Genomic DNA, 17648 nt, shown 5'->3' with positions numbered 1-17648 from the left:
ATCGTGTTCCGATATATCCCTCTGCTGACTATCGAAGGAGCGCCCACATGGCCGCCACCCTGGAAGAGATCGTCTCCGGTCTCGCCGAGATCGTGAACGAGATCGCCGGTATCCCGGTCGAGGACGTCAAGCTGGACAAGTCCTTCACCGATGACCTGGACGTCGACTCGCTGTCCATGGTCGAGGTCGTCGTCGCCGCCGAAGAGCGCTTCGACGTCAAGATCCCGGACGACGACGTCAAGAACCTGAAGACCGTCGGTGACGCCGCCTCGTACATCGCGGACCACCAGGCCTGACGCAGGTCGCGCGGCTGACGCCACCCGGTGGTGGCGCCGTATAAATTCAGCACCCTCTACACGTGGAGAAAGAATTCCAGTGAGCTCGACCAATCGCACCGTGGTCGTCACCGGTATCGGCGCAACCACACCACTGGGTGGCGACAGCGCATCGACCTGGGAAGGCCTTCTCGCGGGCCGCTCCGGCGTCCGGCCCCTGGTGGGCGAACGCTTCGCCAGTCTGCCGGTCCGTATCGCCGCCGTCGCGGCGGTCGACCCGGGCGATGTACTGCCCCGTCCGCTCGCCCGCAGGCTTGACCGCTCTGCGCAGTTCGCGCTGATCGCGGCCAGGGAGGCCTGGGCGGACGCGGGTTACACCGGCAAGGCCGGCGAAGACGCCTCCGTCGACGCGGACCGGCTCGGAACCGTGATCGCCTCCGGTATCGGCGGCGTGACCACCCTGCTCGACCAGTACGACGTGCTGAAGGAGAAGGGCGAACGCCGCGTCTCCCCGCACACCGTGCCGATGCTGATGCCGAACGGCCCCTCCGCCAATGTCAGCCTGGAGGTGGGCGCCCGCGCGGGCGTGCACACTCCGGTCTCCGCCTGCGCGTCGGGCGCCGAGGCCGTCGGCTACGCCGTCGAGATGATCCGCACCGGACGCGCCGACGTGGTCGTCGCCGGCGGTACGGAAGCGGCCATCCATCCGCTGCCCATCGCGGCGTTCGCCAACATGATGGCGATGTCCAAGAACAACGACGAGCCCACCAGGGCCTCCCGCCCGTACGACAAGGCGCGTGACGGCTTCGTCCTCGGCGAGGGCGCGGGCATCGTCATCCTGGAGTCGGCGGAGCACGCGGCGGCGCGCGGCGCGCGGGTCTACTGCGAGGTGCTCGGCCAGGGCATCTCCTCGGACGCGCACCACATCGCCCAGCCCGAGCCCACCGGGCGCGGCATCGCCAAGGCGCTCCAGAACCTGCTGGACTCGACCGACCTCAAGCCGTCCGAGGTCATGCACCTCAACGCGCACGCCACGTCCACGCCGCAGGGCGACGTCGCCGAGATCAAGGCGCTGCGCCGGGTCCTGGGCGACGACCTGGACCATGTCGCCGTCTCCGGCACGAAGTCGATGACGGGCCATCTGCTGGGCGGCGCGGGCGGTATCGAGACCGTGGCCACGGTCCTCGCGCTCCACCACCGCACGGCCCCGCCGACCATCAACATCGACGACCTCGACGAAGAGGTCGACGCGGATGTCGTACGCGGCGAGCCCCGCGCGCTCCCGAGCGGCACGATCTCGGCGATCAACAACTCGTTCGGCTTCGGCGGCCACAACGTCGTCCTGGCACTCCGCACGATCTGATTCCGGCGCTTCGCACGGCTCAGGCCCGGTCCCTCGAAAGAGGCCGGGCCTGAGCCGTTCGGCGGGCCCGGCATCGTCCGTCCGCGGCGCCGGGCCGTCAGTTGTCGAAGCTGGCGAAGTAGGTCGCCACCATGTCCTCGTCGCCGTGGCCCTGGGCCTCGGCCCGGCGGAAGCGCTCCGCGCCCGCTGCCGCGAGGTCCAGGTGTACGCCGGCGGCGTCGGCGGCCTGGACGATCAGACGGGCGTCCTTGCCCGCCGTGGTGACCGAGAACGCCGGGGCGTAGTCGTCGTTGAGGATCGCGGCGGCCTTGACGCGCATATAGCCGTTGTCCAGCGGGCCTGACATGGCCTCCAGGAAGTACCGCGGGTCGACACCCAGCCCCTTGGCCAGGGAGACGGCCTCGGCCGTGCCATGGGTGAGCACCAGGACCCAGCTGTTGCAGACGAGCTTGAGACGGGTGGCGGCCGCCGTGCTGCCGTCCTCGTCGAGCCAGACCGTGCGCCGGCCGATGGCGTCGAAGACGGGATCGAGCGTGGGCCGCGCCTCCTCCGGGCCCGCGGCCAGTACCAGGAGCTCGCCGCTCTCGGCAGGCCCCTTCGTACCGAGTACGGGCGCGTCGATGAAGACGAGTCCCTGCTGACGGGCGAGATCGGCCAGTTGGGCGAGGCCCTCGACGCCGGCGGTCGTCGACTGGACCCAGATGGCTCCGGGACGCAGACCGGGACCGGCGGCCGTCATGGCCTCCAGTGCGGCCGGCCCGTCGTACAGCATGGTGAGGACGACATCGGCGCCGGTGACGGCCTCGGCCGGGGTCTGGGCGACCCGGGCGCCGTCGGAGGTGAGGGCTTCGGCCTTTTCCGGGGTGCGGTTCCAGACGCGGACGTCGAGTCCCGCGCGGCAGAGGTTACGGGCCATCGCGGAGCCCATGATGCCGGTGCCGAGGACAGCTACTGTGAGTTGATCAGCCATGGGGACCACGGTAGGACGGCGTGGCCGGACGCGCTCACACGACCTGGTGCAACCAGCGGACAGGCGCGCCCTCGCCCGCGTAGCGGAAGGGCTCCAGCTCGTCGTCCCACGGCTTGCCGAGCAGCTTGGCGACCTCTTCCTCCAACTGGGTCTCGCCCTGCCGGGAGCGTGCGAGTGCGGCGCGCAGCCGGTCCTCGGGCACGAGGATGTCGCCGTGCATTCCGGTGACGGCATGGAAGATGCCCAGGTCAGGTGTGGCGCTGTAGCGCTCGCCCTCTGCGGTGGGACAGGGCTCCGCGGTCACTTCGAAGCGCAGCATCTGCCAGCCGCGCAGGGCCGAGGCGAGCTTGGACGCGGTGCCCGGCTGTCCCTTCCAGGACACCTCGGCTCTCCAGGTGCCGGGCGAGGCCGGCTGTCTGATCCAGTCGAGCTGGACGCGCAGGCCGAGAACGCCCGCCACCGCCCATTCGACGTGGGGACACATCGCGCGCGGTGCGGAGTGAACGTACAGAACTCCACGTGTCGTCACCGGGACCTCCAGTGTGGGACGAGGTTCGCCTTTCCCAGCGGCCTCAGTAAACAGCATCGGGAGTAAAACTCCGCAAAAGGGACAGCATGTGACGTGATGTAATTTACCGGAGCCGAGAGATCAGGCACCTCTGGTTCGACGTGGCAAAAGCTACCGTGCGGCGGGGGGCCCGGGGTGACGTACCGTCGGTCCCGGCCCCGATATGCGCGAAGCTTTCACTCGCCGGGACGCCGCCGGATGCCTGAGGACGCCAACGGGGAAGGGCCGTGATGCGGGAGAGCCGTCGGAGCTGGAGCCGGAGCCGGGCTCACGGCCGTCGCTCGCGCCTGGGCGTCGCGGCGCTGACGGCGGCGGTGCTCGCCGGCGGCTCCGCGCTGACCGGCTGCGATGTCCTCGGTCCGGCCTCGGACGCGACGAAGCGCGCCAGTCCTTCGCCGCGCCCCACGCCTGTCTGGAACCGCAGTCCGGCCTCGGTGGCGGCGGTCGGTGACTCGATCACCCGTGGCTTCGACGCCTGTGTCGTCCTCGCGGACTGCCCGGAGGTGTCCTGGTCGACCGGTACGGACAGCGAGGTGCGCAGCCTCGCGTTGCGGCTGCTGGGCGCACCGGCGGTGACGGAGCACAGTTGGAACCTCGCGGTGTCCGGGGCCCGGATGTCGGATCTGCCCGGCCAGATGATCCAGGCGGCGCGGCGCGGACCCGAACTGGTCACGGTCATGGTCGGCGCGAATGACGCCTGCCAGGACTCAGCCAAACAGATGACGCCGGTGGCCGACTTCCGTACGTCTTTCGAGCTGTCGATGCGCCGGCTGCGCGCCGGAGCACCGAGAGCGCAGGTGTATGTGTCGAGCGTGCCGGATCTCAAACGGCTCTGGTCGACCGGCCGCGGCAATCCGCTGGGCCGGCAGATCTGGAAGCTGGGCATCTGCGCCACGATGCTGGGCAACTCGCAGGACATGAGCAAGCGCGCGCAGAGCCGGCGGGCCCTGGTGTACGACCGGGTCGTGGCGTACAACGGCGTGCTGAAGGACGTGTGCGCCAAGGACCGGCGCTGCCGCTACGACGGCGGAGCGGTCTTCGACTACCGGTTCACCGGTGCCCAGCTCAGCCACTGGGACTGGTTCCATCCGAGCAAGAACGGACAGGGCCGGCTGGCGGAGATCGCGTACCGCAACGTCACCGCGGCGCGGCCGCCGTCCTGACCCGGCGCGGGAGCGGTCCGGCGTAGGGTACTTATGTGACTGTCATGAACACCGAACGCGTCGGTGCGACCGCCGAGGGTACGCCCGTCCACCGCTGGACCCTCGAACGGGCCGAGTCCCGGGTACGACTGCTGACGTACGGCGGAGTCGTGCAGTCGGTGGAGGTGCCCGACCGGAACGGCGGCATCGCGAATGTGGCGCTCGGCTTCCCCGATGTCGCGGGCTACCTCGGCTCGCGCGGACCGTACTTCGGCGCGCTGGTCGGCCGTTACGCCAATCGCATCGCGGGCGCCGCCTTCACTCTGGACGGGCGGACGCACCGGCTCGCGCGCAATGACGGGCCGAACAGTCTGCACGGCGGTGAGCAGGGCTTCGACCGGCGGGTGTGGCACGCGGAGCAGGACGGCGACCACGGAGTGCGGCTGTCGCGGATCAGCGCGGACGGCGAGGAGGGCTTCCCGGGCCGGGTCGAGGTCTCGGCGACGTACACGCTGGAGGCGGACGGCGCGCTGCGGATCGACTACCGCGCGGTGACGGACGCTCCGACGCCTGTCAATCTGACGAATCACACGTACTGGAACCTGGGCGGCGCGGGCAGCGGCACCGCGACCGGGCACGAACTGCGGATCGCGGCCGGCCGGATCACTCCGGTGGACGGCGCCGGTGTGCCGACCGGAGAGCTGATGCCGGTCGACGGCACGCGCTTCGACTTCCGCGCGCCGCGCCCGGTGGCTCTTGGCTACGACCACAACTTCGTGCTGGACGAGTTCGGGCCGGACGCGGAGCGGCCGGTGGCCGAGCTGTACGACCCGGAGTCGGGCCGGCTGCTGACGGTGACGACGACGGAGCCGGGCATGCAGCTCTACACCGGCGACCATTTCGACGGGAAGCCGTACGGTCCGGGCGAGGGCATCGCGCTGGAGACCCAGCACTTCCCGGACTCGCCGAACCGCCCGGACTTCCCGAGCACGGTGCTGCGGCCCGGTGAGGTGTACACCTCGACGACGACGTACGGCTTCGCCGTCAGATAGCGGAGGTCGGCTTCGCCGTCAGATAGCGCAGTACGGCCCCTGGGCGGCGTCAGGTTCCGCCCCGGGGCCGTACGTTTCTGTCCGTCCGCGCGCTACGCCCGCGCGTCCACCGTGGCGCTCAGCCGGCGGTCGGTGACGGAGTGGGCGGCCTGGACCTTGTACGAACCGGGGACGAACGACCAGGAGCCGGACCGTTCGTCCCAGATCTCGAAGGACCGGCGGCGCAGCGGGACGCATACCTCGACCGTCTCGCCCGGCGCCGCCTCGGCCGAGGCGAAACCGGCCAGCCAGCGCGCCGGCCGCTCCACGGTGTCCGGGTCCTGGGCCGGATCGGCCACCGGGGCCAGATAGATCTGCACGACCTCGCGGCCGCCTCGGACACCGGTGTTGCGCAGCCGCACCCTGGCCTCGGTGGTGGTGGCCGCGATCGTCTCGTACTCCCAGTCGGTGTAGCCGAGACCGTGTCCGAAGGGATACGCCGGTTCGGTGCCGGCCCGTTCCCAGGCCCGGTAGCCGATGAACACGCCCTCGGTGTAGTGGAGTTCGCCGTCGGCCGGAGTGGTGTCCGAGACCGGCGCGTCCGCCAGGACGGCCGGCCAGGTGGTCGGCAGCCGGCCGCCCGGCTCGGCCTCGCCGAGCAGGACATCGGCCAGGGCCGCGCCGCCCTCCTGGCCCGGGAACCAGCTCAGCAGCACCGCCGCCACATCGTCGCGCCACGGCAGCTCCACCGGTGAGCCGGTGTTGACGACCACGACGGTGTTCGGGTTGACGGCGGCGACGGCCCGTACGAGATCGTCCTGGCGTCCCGGAAGCCGCAGATTCTCGCGGTCGAAGCCCTCGGACTCGACGGCCTCGGTGGTGGCGACCACGACGACCGCGGTGCCCGCGGTGCGAGCGGCCTCGACCGCCTCCGCGATCAGCTCGTCCGGGTCGTACCGCGGGCCGAGGTGAAGCAGTGAGAAGGCGACGGCGCCGATCGGAGCGTCCGTGATCTTGTACACGGTGTGCAGCAGGGAGATCTCGACCCGCTCTCCCGCCGTGAGTTCGGCGCGGGCGCGCTCCACCGGGGCGCCGAAGAACGCTTCGAACGGGTCGGAGGAGGTGCCGGGTTCCTGGCCGCCGTCGAAGAGGACCTCGCCGCCGACGGTGAGGACGAAGCCACCGAGACCGCGGGTGCCGAAGGTGTGCTCGCCGCTCTCCCGAGGCGTGAAGTGGCCGGTCAGCTCGACGGTGTGCAGCTCGTCGTGGGTGACTCCGTCGGGCAGGTCACCGCCGGCCCACTGCACCCGGCCGCCGGGCACCGTGGCGGTCCCGAGGACACGTCCGTCCTCGGCGCGGCAGACGGCGCTGAGCGTGAACCCCTTGTCGGCGGCGGCGAGTTCACCGCTCGGGTCGGCGCCGATGGAGTAGGTCAGAGCGCCCGCGGCCAGGTCGGACTCGGCGAGGCCGGATCCGGCGAGCGCGGCGCTGAGGCCGTCCAGCGGCGAGACGATGTGGTCGGGGAAGACCACCGCGGAGCCGCCGCCGAGGACCCTGGCGTCGCGGGCCGCGGCGCCGATGAGCGCGATGGTGCCGGTCCTGGCCGGGGCGATCGGAAGGACGGGACGCTCGCCGCGCACCTCGTTGCGTACCAGGACGAAGGAGCGGCGGGCCACCTCGCGGGCGAGGGCCGCGCCGTCGACGGGCGCGGGCAGCCGCGTGACGGCGGCCGGCGCGCCGTCCAGGATGCCGACGCGAGCGGCCAGCCGCAGCACATGGCGTACGGCCTCGTCGACGGCGGACTCCTCCACCTCGCCGGCCCGGACGGCGGCGGCGAGCGCCTCGCCGTACACGGTGCGCGGGCCGGGCATCGCGACATCGAGGCCGCCGAGCAGCGCGCCGGTGGTGGAGCGCGCGGCCAGCCAGTCCGAGACGATGGAGCCGTCGAAGCCCCACTCGCCGCGCAGGACCTCGTTCTGGAGATAGCGGTGTTCGGTCATCGTCGAGCCGTTGACCTGGTTGTACGCGGCCATGATGCCCCACGGGTGGGCGTTGGCGACGATGGCCTCGAAGGGCGCGAGATACAGCTCGCGCAGCGGGCGCGGAGCGATGATGTTGTCGACGGTGAAGCGGTCGGTCTCGGCGTCGTTGCCGACGAAGTGCTTGACGGTGGTGCCGACTCCGCCGTCCTGGACGCCGAGGACATAGCCGGTGCCGATCTCGCCGGTGAGATACGGGTCTTCGCTGTACGCCTCGAAGTGCCGGCCGCCGAGCGGTGAGCGGTGCAGATTGACGGTCGGCGCCAGCAGGACATGCACTCCCTTGCGGCGGGCCTCCTGGGCGAGCAGCCGGCCGGCGCGGCGGGCCAGCTCCGGATCCCAGCAGGCGGCGAGCGCGGTCGGTGACGGCAGGGCGATGGACGGGTCGTCGGCGGTCCAGCGGATTCCGCGGACGCCGATCGGGCCGTCGGACATGACCAGCGACGCCAGCCCGATCTCGGGAAGCCCGGGCAGCGACCACATGTCCTGTCCGGCCAGCAGCCGGGCCTTGGCGTCCAGATCCAGTGTGCCGAGCGCCGCCTCGACGGCCGCGTGGCGTTCCTGATCGGCCTGGGTGACGGGTGCGCCTGCCACGGCGGTCCCTCCTCGTCCTCGTTGACGTTCCCGCCGATGATTACATACCGGCCGGAAAATCTGTAGACAGGTAGGCTTCGTTACTTTTTCGTGATATTGATATGGCGTACGGTCCTGTCGGCGGCGAAGGGAAGGACGGGGCCGATGGCGAGAGCCAGAAGCGAGGAGCGGCGGGCGGACATTCTCCGCGCCAGCCTCGAAGTGATCGCCGAGCGCGGCTACCGGGGCACGACGCTGGGCGCGGTGGCCGAGCGGGTCGGCCTCACCCAGCAGGGACTTCTCCACTACTTCCCCAGCAAGGAGGCGCTGCTCGTCGCCGTCCTGGAGGACCGCGACCAGTGGGACACCGGCGGCGGAGGCCGTGGCCGGCGGGGCTGGCGGCTGGAGCTGCTGACCTCGCTCGTGGACTACAACGCGATGCGTCCCGGAGTCGTCCAGACCTTCTCGGCGCTGCTCGGCGAGAGCGTCACGGAAGAACACCCGGCCAGGGACTTCTTCGCGCACCGCTACGACCAGGTCCGTGGCGAGATGACGGCGGTCCTGCGCGACGAGTTCGGCGACCGGCTGCCCGGCGGCCTCACGCCGGAACAGGCCGCGCCGCTGCTCACCGCGGTGATGGACGGACTCCAGTACCAGTGGCTGCTGGACCCGGAATCGGTGGACATGTCCGCGGCGTTCCGGGACTTTCTCACGCTGTTGCGCGCGGGCGGCCCCGGGCCTTCCGCCTGACCGGTGCCGGACCACGGCCGTCCGCGCGTCCGGGTCGCGGGACAGGCGCCATGGTCATCGACCGCTCCGGAGGCGATACTTCCGCCATCCGACGGAAGGACTCCCGTGAGACTCATGAGGCCCATGAGCCGAATACGTGTACGCCCCGACTTGCTCGGTGTCGTCCTGCTCACCTCCGCCGCCCTTACTCTCGCCGTGCCACCGCCGTCCGCCGCCGCCCAACAGGCGCCCGCCTCGGCGTCGTTCACCGTCGAGGAGCAGCGCCTCGACGGGGCCGTGCCGCGGGAGATCCTGCGGCGCAGCGGCTTCGACGAGGTGGCGCCGGACTTCGTACGCGCGCTGCGCGGCGCGGACTCGTACGCCGAAGCCGAGCGGGCCGTCGCCCGGCAGGGAACGCGTCTGTGGCAGCGGGCGGTGGACCGCGCGCAGGGCCGTGGTCCCGCGCGCGGCGATCTGAGCCGGGACGACGACCGGCCGCTCTACTGGGCGCGTCTCGCGCTCACTCGTGAACTCCGGCAGTGGCAGCCGGAGTTCAGGCTGTCCGAGGCCGCGCGGACCCGTCTGCTCGGGACGCTGGAGCGCTCGTCCCGAGGCCAGGACTCGCTGACGTTCCCGGCGCGGAAAGGCGGCCACGACCGCGGAGTCAAGCGGATCGTGGTGACGGGCTTCGACCCGTTCACACTGGACAGCGACATCCGGATCAGCAATCCGTCCGGAGCGACGGCGCTGGCGCTGGACGGCACGGTGATCAGGACGGCCGACGGTCCCGCTCGTATCGAGACCGCCGTCTTCCCGGTCCGCTGGCAGGACTTCGCCGACGGCACCGTCGAACGGGCCCTGCGTGGACCGCTGTCGGAGGCCGATCTGTTCACGACGGTCAGCCAGGGCCGGGTCGGCAGGATCGATGTCGAGCGCTTCAACGGCGCCTGGCGCGGCGGTTTCGGAGACAACGAGAATGTCTCGGAGACCGGGCTCGTCCCGGTGACCGATCCGGCGTCCCAGCCGCAGTGGACGACGACCAGTCTGCCGTACCAGGCGATCGTGGCGGCGGACACCGGCCGTTTCCCGGTGTACGACAACACCTCGGTGACGGAGATCCCGGCCGGCGCCACGGCTCCGGTGGTACGGCCGGACGGACCGACCGCCGGTTCGGCGGCCCGCGCCGGAGGCGGCGGGGACTATCTGTCCAACGAGATCGCCTATCGGGCGACCCTGCTGCGCGACCGGCTGGGCCGGGACATCCCGGGCGGCCATGTGCACACTCCGGTGCTGCAGTTCGGAGCGGGCAACACCGATCCGGCGACCGGGACCGTGACGGATCCGGAGTTCGTACAGAACCGGCTGGACATCATCGAGCAGCTCCGGACGATCATCAAGGTGGCGGCCGAGGCCTCCTGAGAAGCCGAGCCTCCTGAGAACCGGGGCCGCCGGACGCGGCGGCCCCGGCCGGAAGTCACCGGGAGCCGGTGCCCGGGCTCTCGGAACGCCGGCCCGGGCCCGGCTTCGGGACCGTACCGAGGGAGAGTGTCGTCCCGGCGTCATGGCCGCCGTCGACCGGTCGGTCCGGCTCGTCCTCCGGCGGCGCCGTCAGATCACGGGCCATCAGCGTCGCGCCCGCCACCGCGCCCGGCATCAGGAAGACCGCCACCAGCGGGACGAGAAAGGCGAGCGTGAGCGGAACACCGAAGCCCAGTGTGAGCATCCGCCGGCCGCGGAGCAGTACGAGACGTTCCTTCAGAGCGATCCCGCGCCGCTGGAGCGCCACCGCCGTCAGCTCCTCCGCCAGGAAGAAGCCGGACACGCAGAAGCCGATCACCGGGACGACGGTCTGTCCGACGACCGGAATGAAACCGAGCGCGAAGAGCACCACGCCGTACAGCGCCACTCTGACCAGGATCCGCAGGCTGTCCCGGGCGGAGATCCACAGCTCGCGCCAGAACGGCAGCCCGGACTCGGGGACCTCGCCGCCTTCCGCGCGGTCGACCGCCTCCGAGAGCGACTCGTAGAAGGGCTGGCCGACCAGCAGGGTCACGGCGGTGAAGGTGACCACCGCGAGGAACAGCCCGAGCGCGAAGAGCAGGACGGTGAGGAAACCGCGGAAGAGACCGAGCCAGGGCGAGGACCAGTCGTCGGCGAAAGGTGTCGCCCAGGCCGTCAGGTCGTCGGCGCCGTAGGCGAGGCCGATGAGCGCTCCCGCGTACAGCACCAGGGTCACCAGACCGGGCAACAGCCCGAATCCGAACCACCGGCCATGGCCGGCGACCCAGCGCTGGCCCTTCAACAAGTAGCCGAAGCCCACCCCGAGATCACGCATGGCGTTCACCCTACCGGCAGTGTTCGAGGACCTCTTGAAGCCAGAGGCCGCAACCTGCTAGACCCCCCGTACCGATCACTTCCGATCAATTCCGAAAGACCGGAGGCTCAGACGCATGGGGATACCCAGACCCGTCCTGCTCGCGACCGCCGTCACGGCTGGTGGCCTGCTGCTCGTCCCGCTCCCCGCATCCGCCGTTCCCGGCCGCGACGATTCGCGCCCGCACCATGTCCGGGAGAGCGGCGCCCCGGCCGCCGCTCTTCCGCCGGCCGGCCGGATCTCCGCCGTCACCGCACTCGCCGCGCTCGGGACACCGGGACCGGCTCTGCGCAAGGACGGCGGCTATCCGCGTCGTACGGTCCTCGAAGCGCCTCCCGAGAACGCCGCCGACAAGTCGATCAAGCTCGGTCTGGCTCCGTACCATGCGCTCGCACCACGGCTCAACGCCCTCCAGAAGCTGGGCAATCGCGTCAGTGTGGAGGTCGCGGGACGCTCCGCCGGCGGCCATGAGCTGTATCTCGTCACCGTCACCGCGCCGGAGAGCGCGCGGGAGGCCGGCGAGCAGGAGCGGATGCGCGAGCTGATCGAGAACTCTCCGGCCGAGGCCGCCAAGGACCGCCGGATCAAGTCCGCCTACAAGACGCCGGTGTTCATCAACAACAACATCCACGGCAATGAGTGGGAGGGCACCGACGCGGCTCTCGGGCTCATCGAGGAGCTGGCGAAGGCGAAGGACGGCAGGACCAAGGACCTGCTCGCCAAGAACCGGATCTATCTCAATGTCACGTCCAATCCGGACGGCAGGATCGCCGGGACCCGTGCCAACGCCAACGGCTTCGATCTCAACCGTGACTTCATCACGGCCTCGCAGCCCGAGACGCGCGCGGTCCGGCAGATCGCCATCGACAAGCAGCCGGCCGTCATGCTCGATCTGCACGGCTATGTCAATGGCACGCTGATCGAGCCGACGACTCCGCCGCACGGCGAGAACTACGAATACGACCTCTTCCTCAAGAACGCGTACGCCAACGCCCTCGGCATGGAGAAGGCGGTGAACGATCTCGGCTACACCTCCGCGAAGGACGGTGTCGAGCCGCCCGTCATTCCGTTCCGCGACCAGCAGGAGGGCTGGGACGACTGGCCGCCGATCTTCACTCCGCAGTACATGCCGTTCCAGGGCGCGGTCGCCTCGCACACGGTCGAGTTCCCGATGACCGTCAACAACCGCTCCTACGACACGCTTCCGGCCGAGGAACTGCGCAGGCGCGCGGCCATCAACACGGACATCGCGGGCGCGGTGATGCGCGCGACCCTCGACTACACCCTCGACCACCGGACTTCGGTGATCGCCGACCAGATCGAGACGTTCCGGCGCGGCGCGGCGGGCGAGGCGCAGCGGCCGGTGTCCGAGAAGACCGTGCCGGGAGTGCCGGGCATCGGTCCCGAGGATGTGTACACCGCGTCCTTCCCACGGGCCTATGTCATTCCGGCCGGAGGCGCTCAGCGCTCCGCGACCGCCGCGGCCCGGCTGGTGGACCATCTCATCGCCAATGATGTACGGGTACGCCAGGCCCGCGCCGCCTTCCGGTTCGCGGGACGGTCGTATCCGGCCGGGTCGTATGTCGTCGACATGCACCAGCCCAAGCGCGGCATCGCCAATGTGATCCTGTCCGAGGGCCGTGACATCAGCGCGGACGTCTCCACGATGTACGACATCTCGGGATGGAGCCTCGGGCTGCTGTGGGGCGCGAGCGTCGACACGGTACGGAAGGCGGACAGCGGCCCGCGCTTCGACGGCCGTACGGTCCTGGCCGCCTCCGCCACCGGCTCGGTGGCGGCCGGTCGCGGTGATCTGCGGCTGCGGCTCGACGATCCGAAGGAGCTGGCCGCTCTCAACTCACTGCTCGGACAGGGAGTGAAGGTCCGGCGGGCGGCGGACGGCGCGGCGGTCGTGCCGTCCTCGGCGCGGCGTCAGGCCGGTGTCCTCGCCGACCGTTACGGCGTCGTCTTCTCCGCCACGAAGGAGAAGGGAACGACCGGGCTGCACCGCACACGCGTCGCCGCCGCGGTGACGCCCGGCGAGCAGTTCGCGCTGCGCGAGATGGGCTTCGAGGTGCTGCCGGTGTCGACCGCGACGCTGAACGCGGGCTTCGACTGGACGGCGGCGGACGTCCTGTACGTCTCCTCCGGCCTCCAGTACGGCGCTCTGAACCCGGCCGCCCGCGCGGCTCTGGACGGCTTCCTCGCCGGAGGCGCCGGGCTGGTCACGCTTGGTCCGACGGGAGCGGCCTTCAACACCGCCGCGGGTCTGCTGGCCGCCGAGCCGGTGGCCGGAAACGGCGACGCCAATGGTGTGGTGCGGGTGGCCAACGCGGGCGGCGCGGTCACCGGCGGCGCTCCGGCGCACACCTTTGTCTACTCGCCGCTGTGGTTCACCGACCTCGGTCCCGGCGTGCGGACGGAGCAGTCGTACGCGATCGCCGATCCGCTCGTCTCGGGCCACTGGCGCGCGAAGAGCGACGGCTCCGGTGGTCCCGAGGACGCGGCGGGCAAGGCGTCGATCGTCAGCGGCACGTCCGCGCAGGGCACGCCGGTGGTGATGTTCGGTACGGAACCGCTGTTCCGTGACCATCCCAAGGGCGCGTTCGCGCAGCTCGGACGGGCGCTGCTGAGCGGTTCGGCCGGATAGGTCCGGCCGGGCGGCGGAAGGACCGAGGGCCGGACCCGTGCGGGTCCGGCCCTCGGCCATGCTCCATGGCGCTGTGCTCAGCGGGCGGCACCGCACCGAGCGAGTCGCTCAGTGCCGCGGCCGCCGCTCGCCGGGCGCCGTGCGGTCAGGCTACGGAGAGCTCGACCTTGATGTTGCCGCGGGTCGCGTTGGAGTAGGGGCACACCTGGTGCGCCTTCTCCAGCAGCTCCTTGGCGGTCGCCTTGTCCACATTGGGGATGGAGGCTGTGAGTTCGACCTCCAGGCCGAAGCCGCCGGCCTCGATCTTGCCGATGCTGACCTTCGCGGTCACGGTCGAGCCGGAGATGTCGGCCTTCGCCTGACGGGCCACGACACCGAGCGCACCCTGGAAGCAGGCGCTGTAACCGGCGGCGAAAAGCTGCTCCGGGTTGGTGCCGGCGCCGCTGCCGCCCATCTCCTTGGGCGGGTTGACGACTACGTCGAGCTTGCCGTCGTCGCTGGAGACGCGGCCGTCACGGCCGTTCTCCGCGGTGGCGACGGCGGTGTAGAGGACGTCGATCTTCTGGATGGTCATGAAGTGTGTTCCTCCTGTTGTTCGCCACGGCTCGCGCCCACGGACCGCGACGGTCTCTGCTCAGCCTAACGCTCAAGGCTGACGATCATCTTCCCGGTGTTCTCACCGCGGAGCAGACCGAGGAAGGCGTCGAAGCCCTTCTCGATACCTTCGACCACGGTCTCGTGGTACTTGAGCTCACCGGAGGCGAGCCAGCCCGCGACGTCCTCGACGAACCGCGGCCGGAGCGCGGCGTGGTCGCGCACCAGCATGCCCTGGAGCCGCAGCCGCTTTCCGACGGTCAGCGCGAGATTGCGCGGGGCCGGAGTGGGCTCGGTGCTGTTGTACTGCGCGATCATGCCGCAGAGCGTGGCGCGGCCGTGCGGGTTGAACGAGGCGATCGCGGCTTCGAGATGGTCGCCGCCGACATTGTCGAAGTAGACGTCGATGCCGTCGGGCGCCGCCTCCTTGAGCTGCTCCCCGACCGGGCCGTTCTTGTAGTTGAACGCGGCGTCGAAGCCGTACTCCTCGACCAGCAGCTTGACCTTCTCGTCGGAGCCCGCCGAGCCGATCACGCGGGAAGCGCCCTTGATCCTGGCGAACTGGCCGGCCTGGCTGCCGACGGCTCCGGCCGCGCCGGAGACGAAGACCGCGTCGCCCGCCTTGAAGGAGGCGACCTCGAACAGGCCCGCGTAAGCGGTGTGACCTGGCATGCCGAGCACACCGAGATACGCGGAGAGCGGGGCCGGCCCGGCGTCCACCTTGGTGGCGTGCTCCGCCGGAAGCTCGGCGTACTCGCGCCAGCCCAGACCGTGCACGACATGGTCGCCGACGGCGAAGCCCTCGGCGCGCGAGGCGATGACCTCGCCGACCGCGCCACCGTCCATCGGCTTGTCCAGCTCGAAGGGAGGCGCGTACGACTTCGCGTCGTTCATCCGGCCCCGCATGTACGGGTCGACCGAGAAGTACAGATTGCGCACCAGGATCCGGCCCTCGCCCGGCTCGGTCACCGGCGCCTCACGCAGAGCGGCATCCGTCGGCTCGGGCCAGCCATGGGGACGGGCGACGAGATGCCATTCGCGGCCGGACACGGGAAGTGCGGTCATGTACGGAGCCTCCTCAGACAGTTTTCCGTTTTCCGACGGTGAACGAAGGAAAAGCTTCATCATCTGAAACAACCATGCTCCTAGATATTTCACGTTGTCAAGTAACGCGTTACGCTGGTACGCATGGCCGCCGCACGTATAGATCCCCTGACCCTTGAGGTCGTCGAGCTCATCGGCACCGTCGTGGCCCGCTACTACGAGGAGTACGAGCAGGCCGCGGCGGAGCACGGCCTGACGGGCGCCCAGGCGCGCGTACTGGGGCTGCTCTCCCTGGAGCCCATGCCCATGCGCCGGATCGCGCAGAAGCTGAAGTGCGAGCCGTCCAATGTCACCGGCATAGTGGACCGGCTCGAAGCACGTGAGCTGGCCGAGCGGCGCCCGGACCCGGCCGACCGCCGGGTCAAGCTCGCCGCGCCCACCGAGAAGGGCCTCGCGACGGCCACCCGGCTGCGGGATTCACTGGGCTTCGCCCGCGAGCCGCTCGCCGGGCTGTCCGACGAGGAGCGCGGGATCCTGCGCGATCTGCTCAAGCGGATGCTGGGCGAGACCGTGCCGTAGCCAAGGGCTGTCCCGGACGCGGCGGGCCCGGATCAGAAACAGAACCAGAAAATGGTGGTGCAGGTCTTCGTCGGCTCCGGCTCGGGCTCCTCGCCAGCGGGAGTGGAACCGGTCGGCGTCGGACGGGCCGAGGTGGGCCCGTCCGTCGGCTCCGGCGGCCCGGTGGTCCCGGGCGTGGAGTCGTCGGGAGCGGGCGACTGCGGCCGGGCCGAGGACGTGCCGCCGGCGCTCGGCGTACCGGAGGCCGACGCCGGAGCCTGCGCGGAGCCGCTGCCCGGACTCTCGCTCGATCCCGGACTCGGCGATCCGCTCGCAGCCGGGCCCGAGGACGCCACGGGACCGGGATCGCCGGATGCCACGGGCCGGTCCGTGTCCCGCGGGCCGCCCTCGAAGTCGACGGGCGTCTCCTCCTTGACCGCGGTGGCCCCGCCCTTGCCCGGTGCCTCGACGGCCAGTTGGGCCAGGCTCAGCGCGGCCCCGGCGAGCACCACTCCGAGCGTCCCGATCAGCACTCTGCGGCCCCGCTTGCGGCGCGCCCTGCGCGGTCCCGTACGAGACCGGGACGTACGGCGCGAGGCGTTACGGCGCCGGTCGGAGCCGTGTTCTGAGCCATGACCGGAGAGCTCGTACACCTCTTCCGGTACGTTTTCGCGCTCCTCGCGTTCCTCGCGCTCCGCGTGCCGCTCCTCGGACAGGCCGAACCGGCCCTCGTCGTCCGGATGGCGGCTGTGGTGCGACCCGGGCGGAGGTGTGGTTCGCTGCCGCAGCACCTCGGCGGGGGTGCCGCATCCGGCGCAGGCCAACGCGCCGTTGAGGTGCCGTCGGCACTGAGGGCAGTAGTCCATGGCGCCCGCAGATTATGCGGCGAGGAGACACCTCGGATAGCCGAGACGGTGAGGATGTTGTGTGGAATCTTCACTTCTACGCGTGTCAGCCCACTCGGAGCTGAGCGGGCAGGATGGCGGTATGACCGCCAATGGGCCGTTCGGGCCGCTCCAGTTCCAGCTCGTCCTGCTGCGCCGGATGGCCGACCACCAACCGGAGCTGGTCGACGAGGCCCGGCGCGAACTGGGCGCCTCACTGGCCGAGATGCGTGAGGCCAATCGCCGCTGGCAGTCGATGGTGCGCTCGCCGCGGGCCCGCGGGTCGCTGTCCCGCTACCGCTCCGTCCTCGGCGAACCGGAGCTGGCCTTCCAGCGGGTGGTCGGCGATCTGGAGTGCGACGCGCTGCTGTGGCCCGTACCGCTCTGGCCAGATCTGCGCTTCGAGGTGATGGCCGCGCCCGGCGGAGCCGTCTGGAACGAATGGCTGGTCCGGGCTCCCGGCGCGGCGGGCCCGGAGCTGCGCGCGGCCGAGGATCTGCGTCCCTGGTCCTGCACCGTGGACGAGGTCGCGCGGGCCTTTCCGCCCGCGCGTCCGCTGGAGGGCACGGCGCCGACCCGGCTCGGGCTGGCGTTCACCCTGCCCGGCGGACGGCCGGGCGTGGCGGAGTTCACCTGGGGGCTGCTCCAGCGCTGGTCCGAGCAGCGGCCTCGGCCGGAATGACCGGCACGGATCCGGCGGCGCCGCCGTCCTACCTTCCTCAGAGCCCTTTCTAACGGTCCGTCAGATGAGAACGCCCGACTGGCGTAGCCCAACGCGCGCGGCGGTCCTCGTCCGCGCACGATTCGAACAGGGCCGGCCTCCGCCGGTGAACCACTTTCAGCGTTCTCGGGAG

General features: G+C 70.8%; 16 protein-coding genes. 9 read left to right on the top strand and 7 right to left on the bottom strand.

Annotated features, from left to right (window positions below; all coding sequences use genetic code 11):
* Window positions 1–47: 47 nt before the first annotated feature.
* Both PV679_RS03785 and fabF read left to right on the top strand, forming a co-directional pair.
* Complete coding sequence (locus tag PV679_RS03785; RefSeq protein ID WP_319678707.1) at window positions 48–296, top strand: acyl carrier protein; 249 nt, start codon at window positions 48–50, stop codon at window positions 294–296.
* Window positions 297–375: 79 nt separating this feature from the next.
* Entirely contained in the window at window positions 376–1638 is a 1263-nt protein-coding gene (gene fabF, locus PV679_RS03780) for a beta-ketoacyl-ACP synthase II (protein WP_319678708.1), read from the top strand.
* 97 nt (window positions 1639–1735) lie between these two features.
* Here the strand turns inward: fabF and PV679_RS03775 are convergent, their stop codons facing one another.
* Window positions 1736–2608 (bottom strand): NAD(P)-dependent oxidoreductase, encoded by an 873-nt coding sequence (locus tag PV679_RS03775; protein ID WP_319678709.1) that lies wholly within the window; start codon window positions 2606–2608, stop codon window positions 1736–1738.
* Between the two features lie 34 nt (window positions 2609–2642).
* Window positions 2643–3137: a DUF3145 domain-containing protein gene (locus tag PV679_RS03770; protein ID WP_319678710.1), complete on the bottom strand. Its 495-nt coding sequence runs from the start codon at window positions 3135–3137 to the stop codon at window positions 2643–2645.
* A 269-nt stretch (window positions 3138–3406) separates the two neighbouring features.
* On the opposite strand from PV679_RS03770, the gene PV679_RS03765 reads away from it, so the two are divergent.
* Window positions 3407–4339 carry an SGNH/GDSL hydrolase family protein gene (locus PV679_RS03765; RefSeq protein WP_319678711.1) on the top strand — a complete coding sequence of 311 codons (933 nt, stop codon included), beginning with the start codon at window positions 3407–3409 and terminating at the stop codon, window positions 4337–4339.
* Window positions 4340–4383: 44 nt separating this feature from the next.
* Window positions 4384–5370 (top strand): aldose epimerase family protein, encoded by a 987-nt coding sequence (locus PV679_RS03760; protein WP_319678751.1) that lies wholly within the window; start codon window positions 4384–4386, stop codon window positions 5368–5370.
* 92 nt (window positions 5371–5462) lie between these two features.
* Here the strand turns inward: PV679_RS03760 and PV679_RS03755 are convergent, their stop codons facing one another.
* Window positions 5463–7982: a glycoside hydrolase family 3 protein gene (locus PV679_RS03755; protein ID WP_319678712.1), complete on the bottom strand. Its 2520-nt coding sequence runs from the start codon at window positions 7980–7982 to the stop codon at window positions 5463–5465.
* Window positions 7983–8126: 144 nt separating this feature from the next.
* Here PV679_RS03755 and PV679_RS03750 point away from each other — a divergent pair, with 144 nt between their 5' ends.
* Entirely contained in the window at window positions 8127–8711 is a 585-nt protein-coding gene (locus tag PV679_RS03750) for a TetR/AcrR family transcriptional regulator (protein WP_319678713.1), read from the top strand.
* Between the two features lie 123 nt (window positions 8712–8834).
* Window positions 8835–10109 (top strand): pyroglutamyl peptidase, encoded by a 1275-nt coding sequence (locus PV679_RS03745; RefSeq protein ID WP_319678714.1) that lies wholly within the window; start codon window positions 8835–8837, stop codon window positions 10107–10109.
* Window positions 10110–10164: 55 nt separating this feature from the next.
* Here PV679_RS03745 and PV679_RS03740 read toward each other — a convergent pair whose 3' ends face one another.
* On the bottom strand, window positions 10165–11025 hold the full coding sequence (locus tag PV679_RS03740; protein ID WP_319678715.1) for an EI24 domain-containing protein: 861 nt from the start codon (window positions 11023–11025) through the stop codon (window positions 10165–10167).
* A 115-nt stretch (window positions 11026–11140) separates the two neighbouring features.
* On the opposite strand from PV679_RS03740, the gene PV679_RS03735 reads away from it, so the two are divergent.
* Window positions 11141–13714, top strand: coding sequence for a M14 family zinc carboxypeptidase (locus PV679_RS03735; RefSeq protein WP_319678716.1), 2574 nt, complete (start codon window positions 11141–11143; stop codon window positions 13712–13714).
* Between the two features lie 145 nt (window positions 13715–13859).
* Here PV679_RS03735 and PV679_RS03730 read toward each other — a convergent pair whose 3' ends face one another.
* Together PV679_RS03730 and PV679_RS03725 are read right to left on the bottom strand one after the other, a co-directional pair.
* Window positions 13860–14288 carry an organic hydroperoxide resistance protein gene (locus PV679_RS03730; RefSeq protein ID WP_319678717.1) on the bottom strand — a complete coding sequence of 143 codons (429 nt, stop codon included), beginning with the start codon at window positions 14286–14288 and terminating at the stop codon, window positions 13860–13862.
* 65 nt (window positions 14289–14353) lie between these two features.
* Window positions 14354–15373: an NADP-dependent oxidoreductase gene (locus PV679_RS03725; protein WP_319678718.1), complete on the bottom strand. Its 1020-nt coding sequence runs from the start codon at window positions 15371–15373 to the stop codon at window positions 14354–14356.
* A gap of 123 nt (window positions 15374–15496) precedes the next feature.
* On the opposite strand from PV679_RS03725, the gene PV679_RS03720 reads away from it, so the two are divergent.
* Window positions 15497–15931 carry a MarR family winged helix-turn-helix transcriptional regulator gene (locus tag PV679_RS03720; protein ID WP_319678719.1) on the top strand — a complete coding sequence of 145 codons (435 nt, stop codon included), beginning with the start codon at window positions 15497–15499 and terminating at the stop codon, window positions 15929–15931.
* A 32-nt stretch (window positions 15932–15963) separates the two neighbouring features.
* Here the strand turns inward: PV679_RS03720 and PV679_RS03715 are convergent, their stop codons facing one another.
* Window positions 15964–16776, bottom strand: a complete 813-nt coding sequence (locus PV679_RS03715; RefSeq protein WP_319678720.1) for a hypothetical protein — start codon at window positions 16774–16776, stop codon at window positions 15964–15966.
* Between the two features lie 121 nt (window positions 16777–16897).
* Here PV679_RS03715 and PV679_RS03710 point away from each other — a divergent pair, with 121 nt between their 5' ends.
* Window positions 16898–17476 carry a hypothetical protein gene (locus tag PV679_RS03710; RefSeq protein WP_319678721.1) on the top strand — a complete coding sequence of 193 codons (579 nt, stop codon included), beginning with the start codon at window positions 16898–16900 and terminating at the stop codon, window positions 17474–17476.
* Window positions 17477–17648: the final 172 nt, after the last annotated feature.

Origin of the sequence: Streptomyces sp. AK02-01A (genome assembly GCF_033795305.1) — a bacterium.
Lineage (GTDB): Bacteria > Actinomycetota > Actinomycetes > Streptomycetales > Streptomycetaceae > Streptomyces.
Note: the sequence above shows the minus strand (reverse complement) of the source record. Positions and strands in the feature narration are given on the sequence as shown.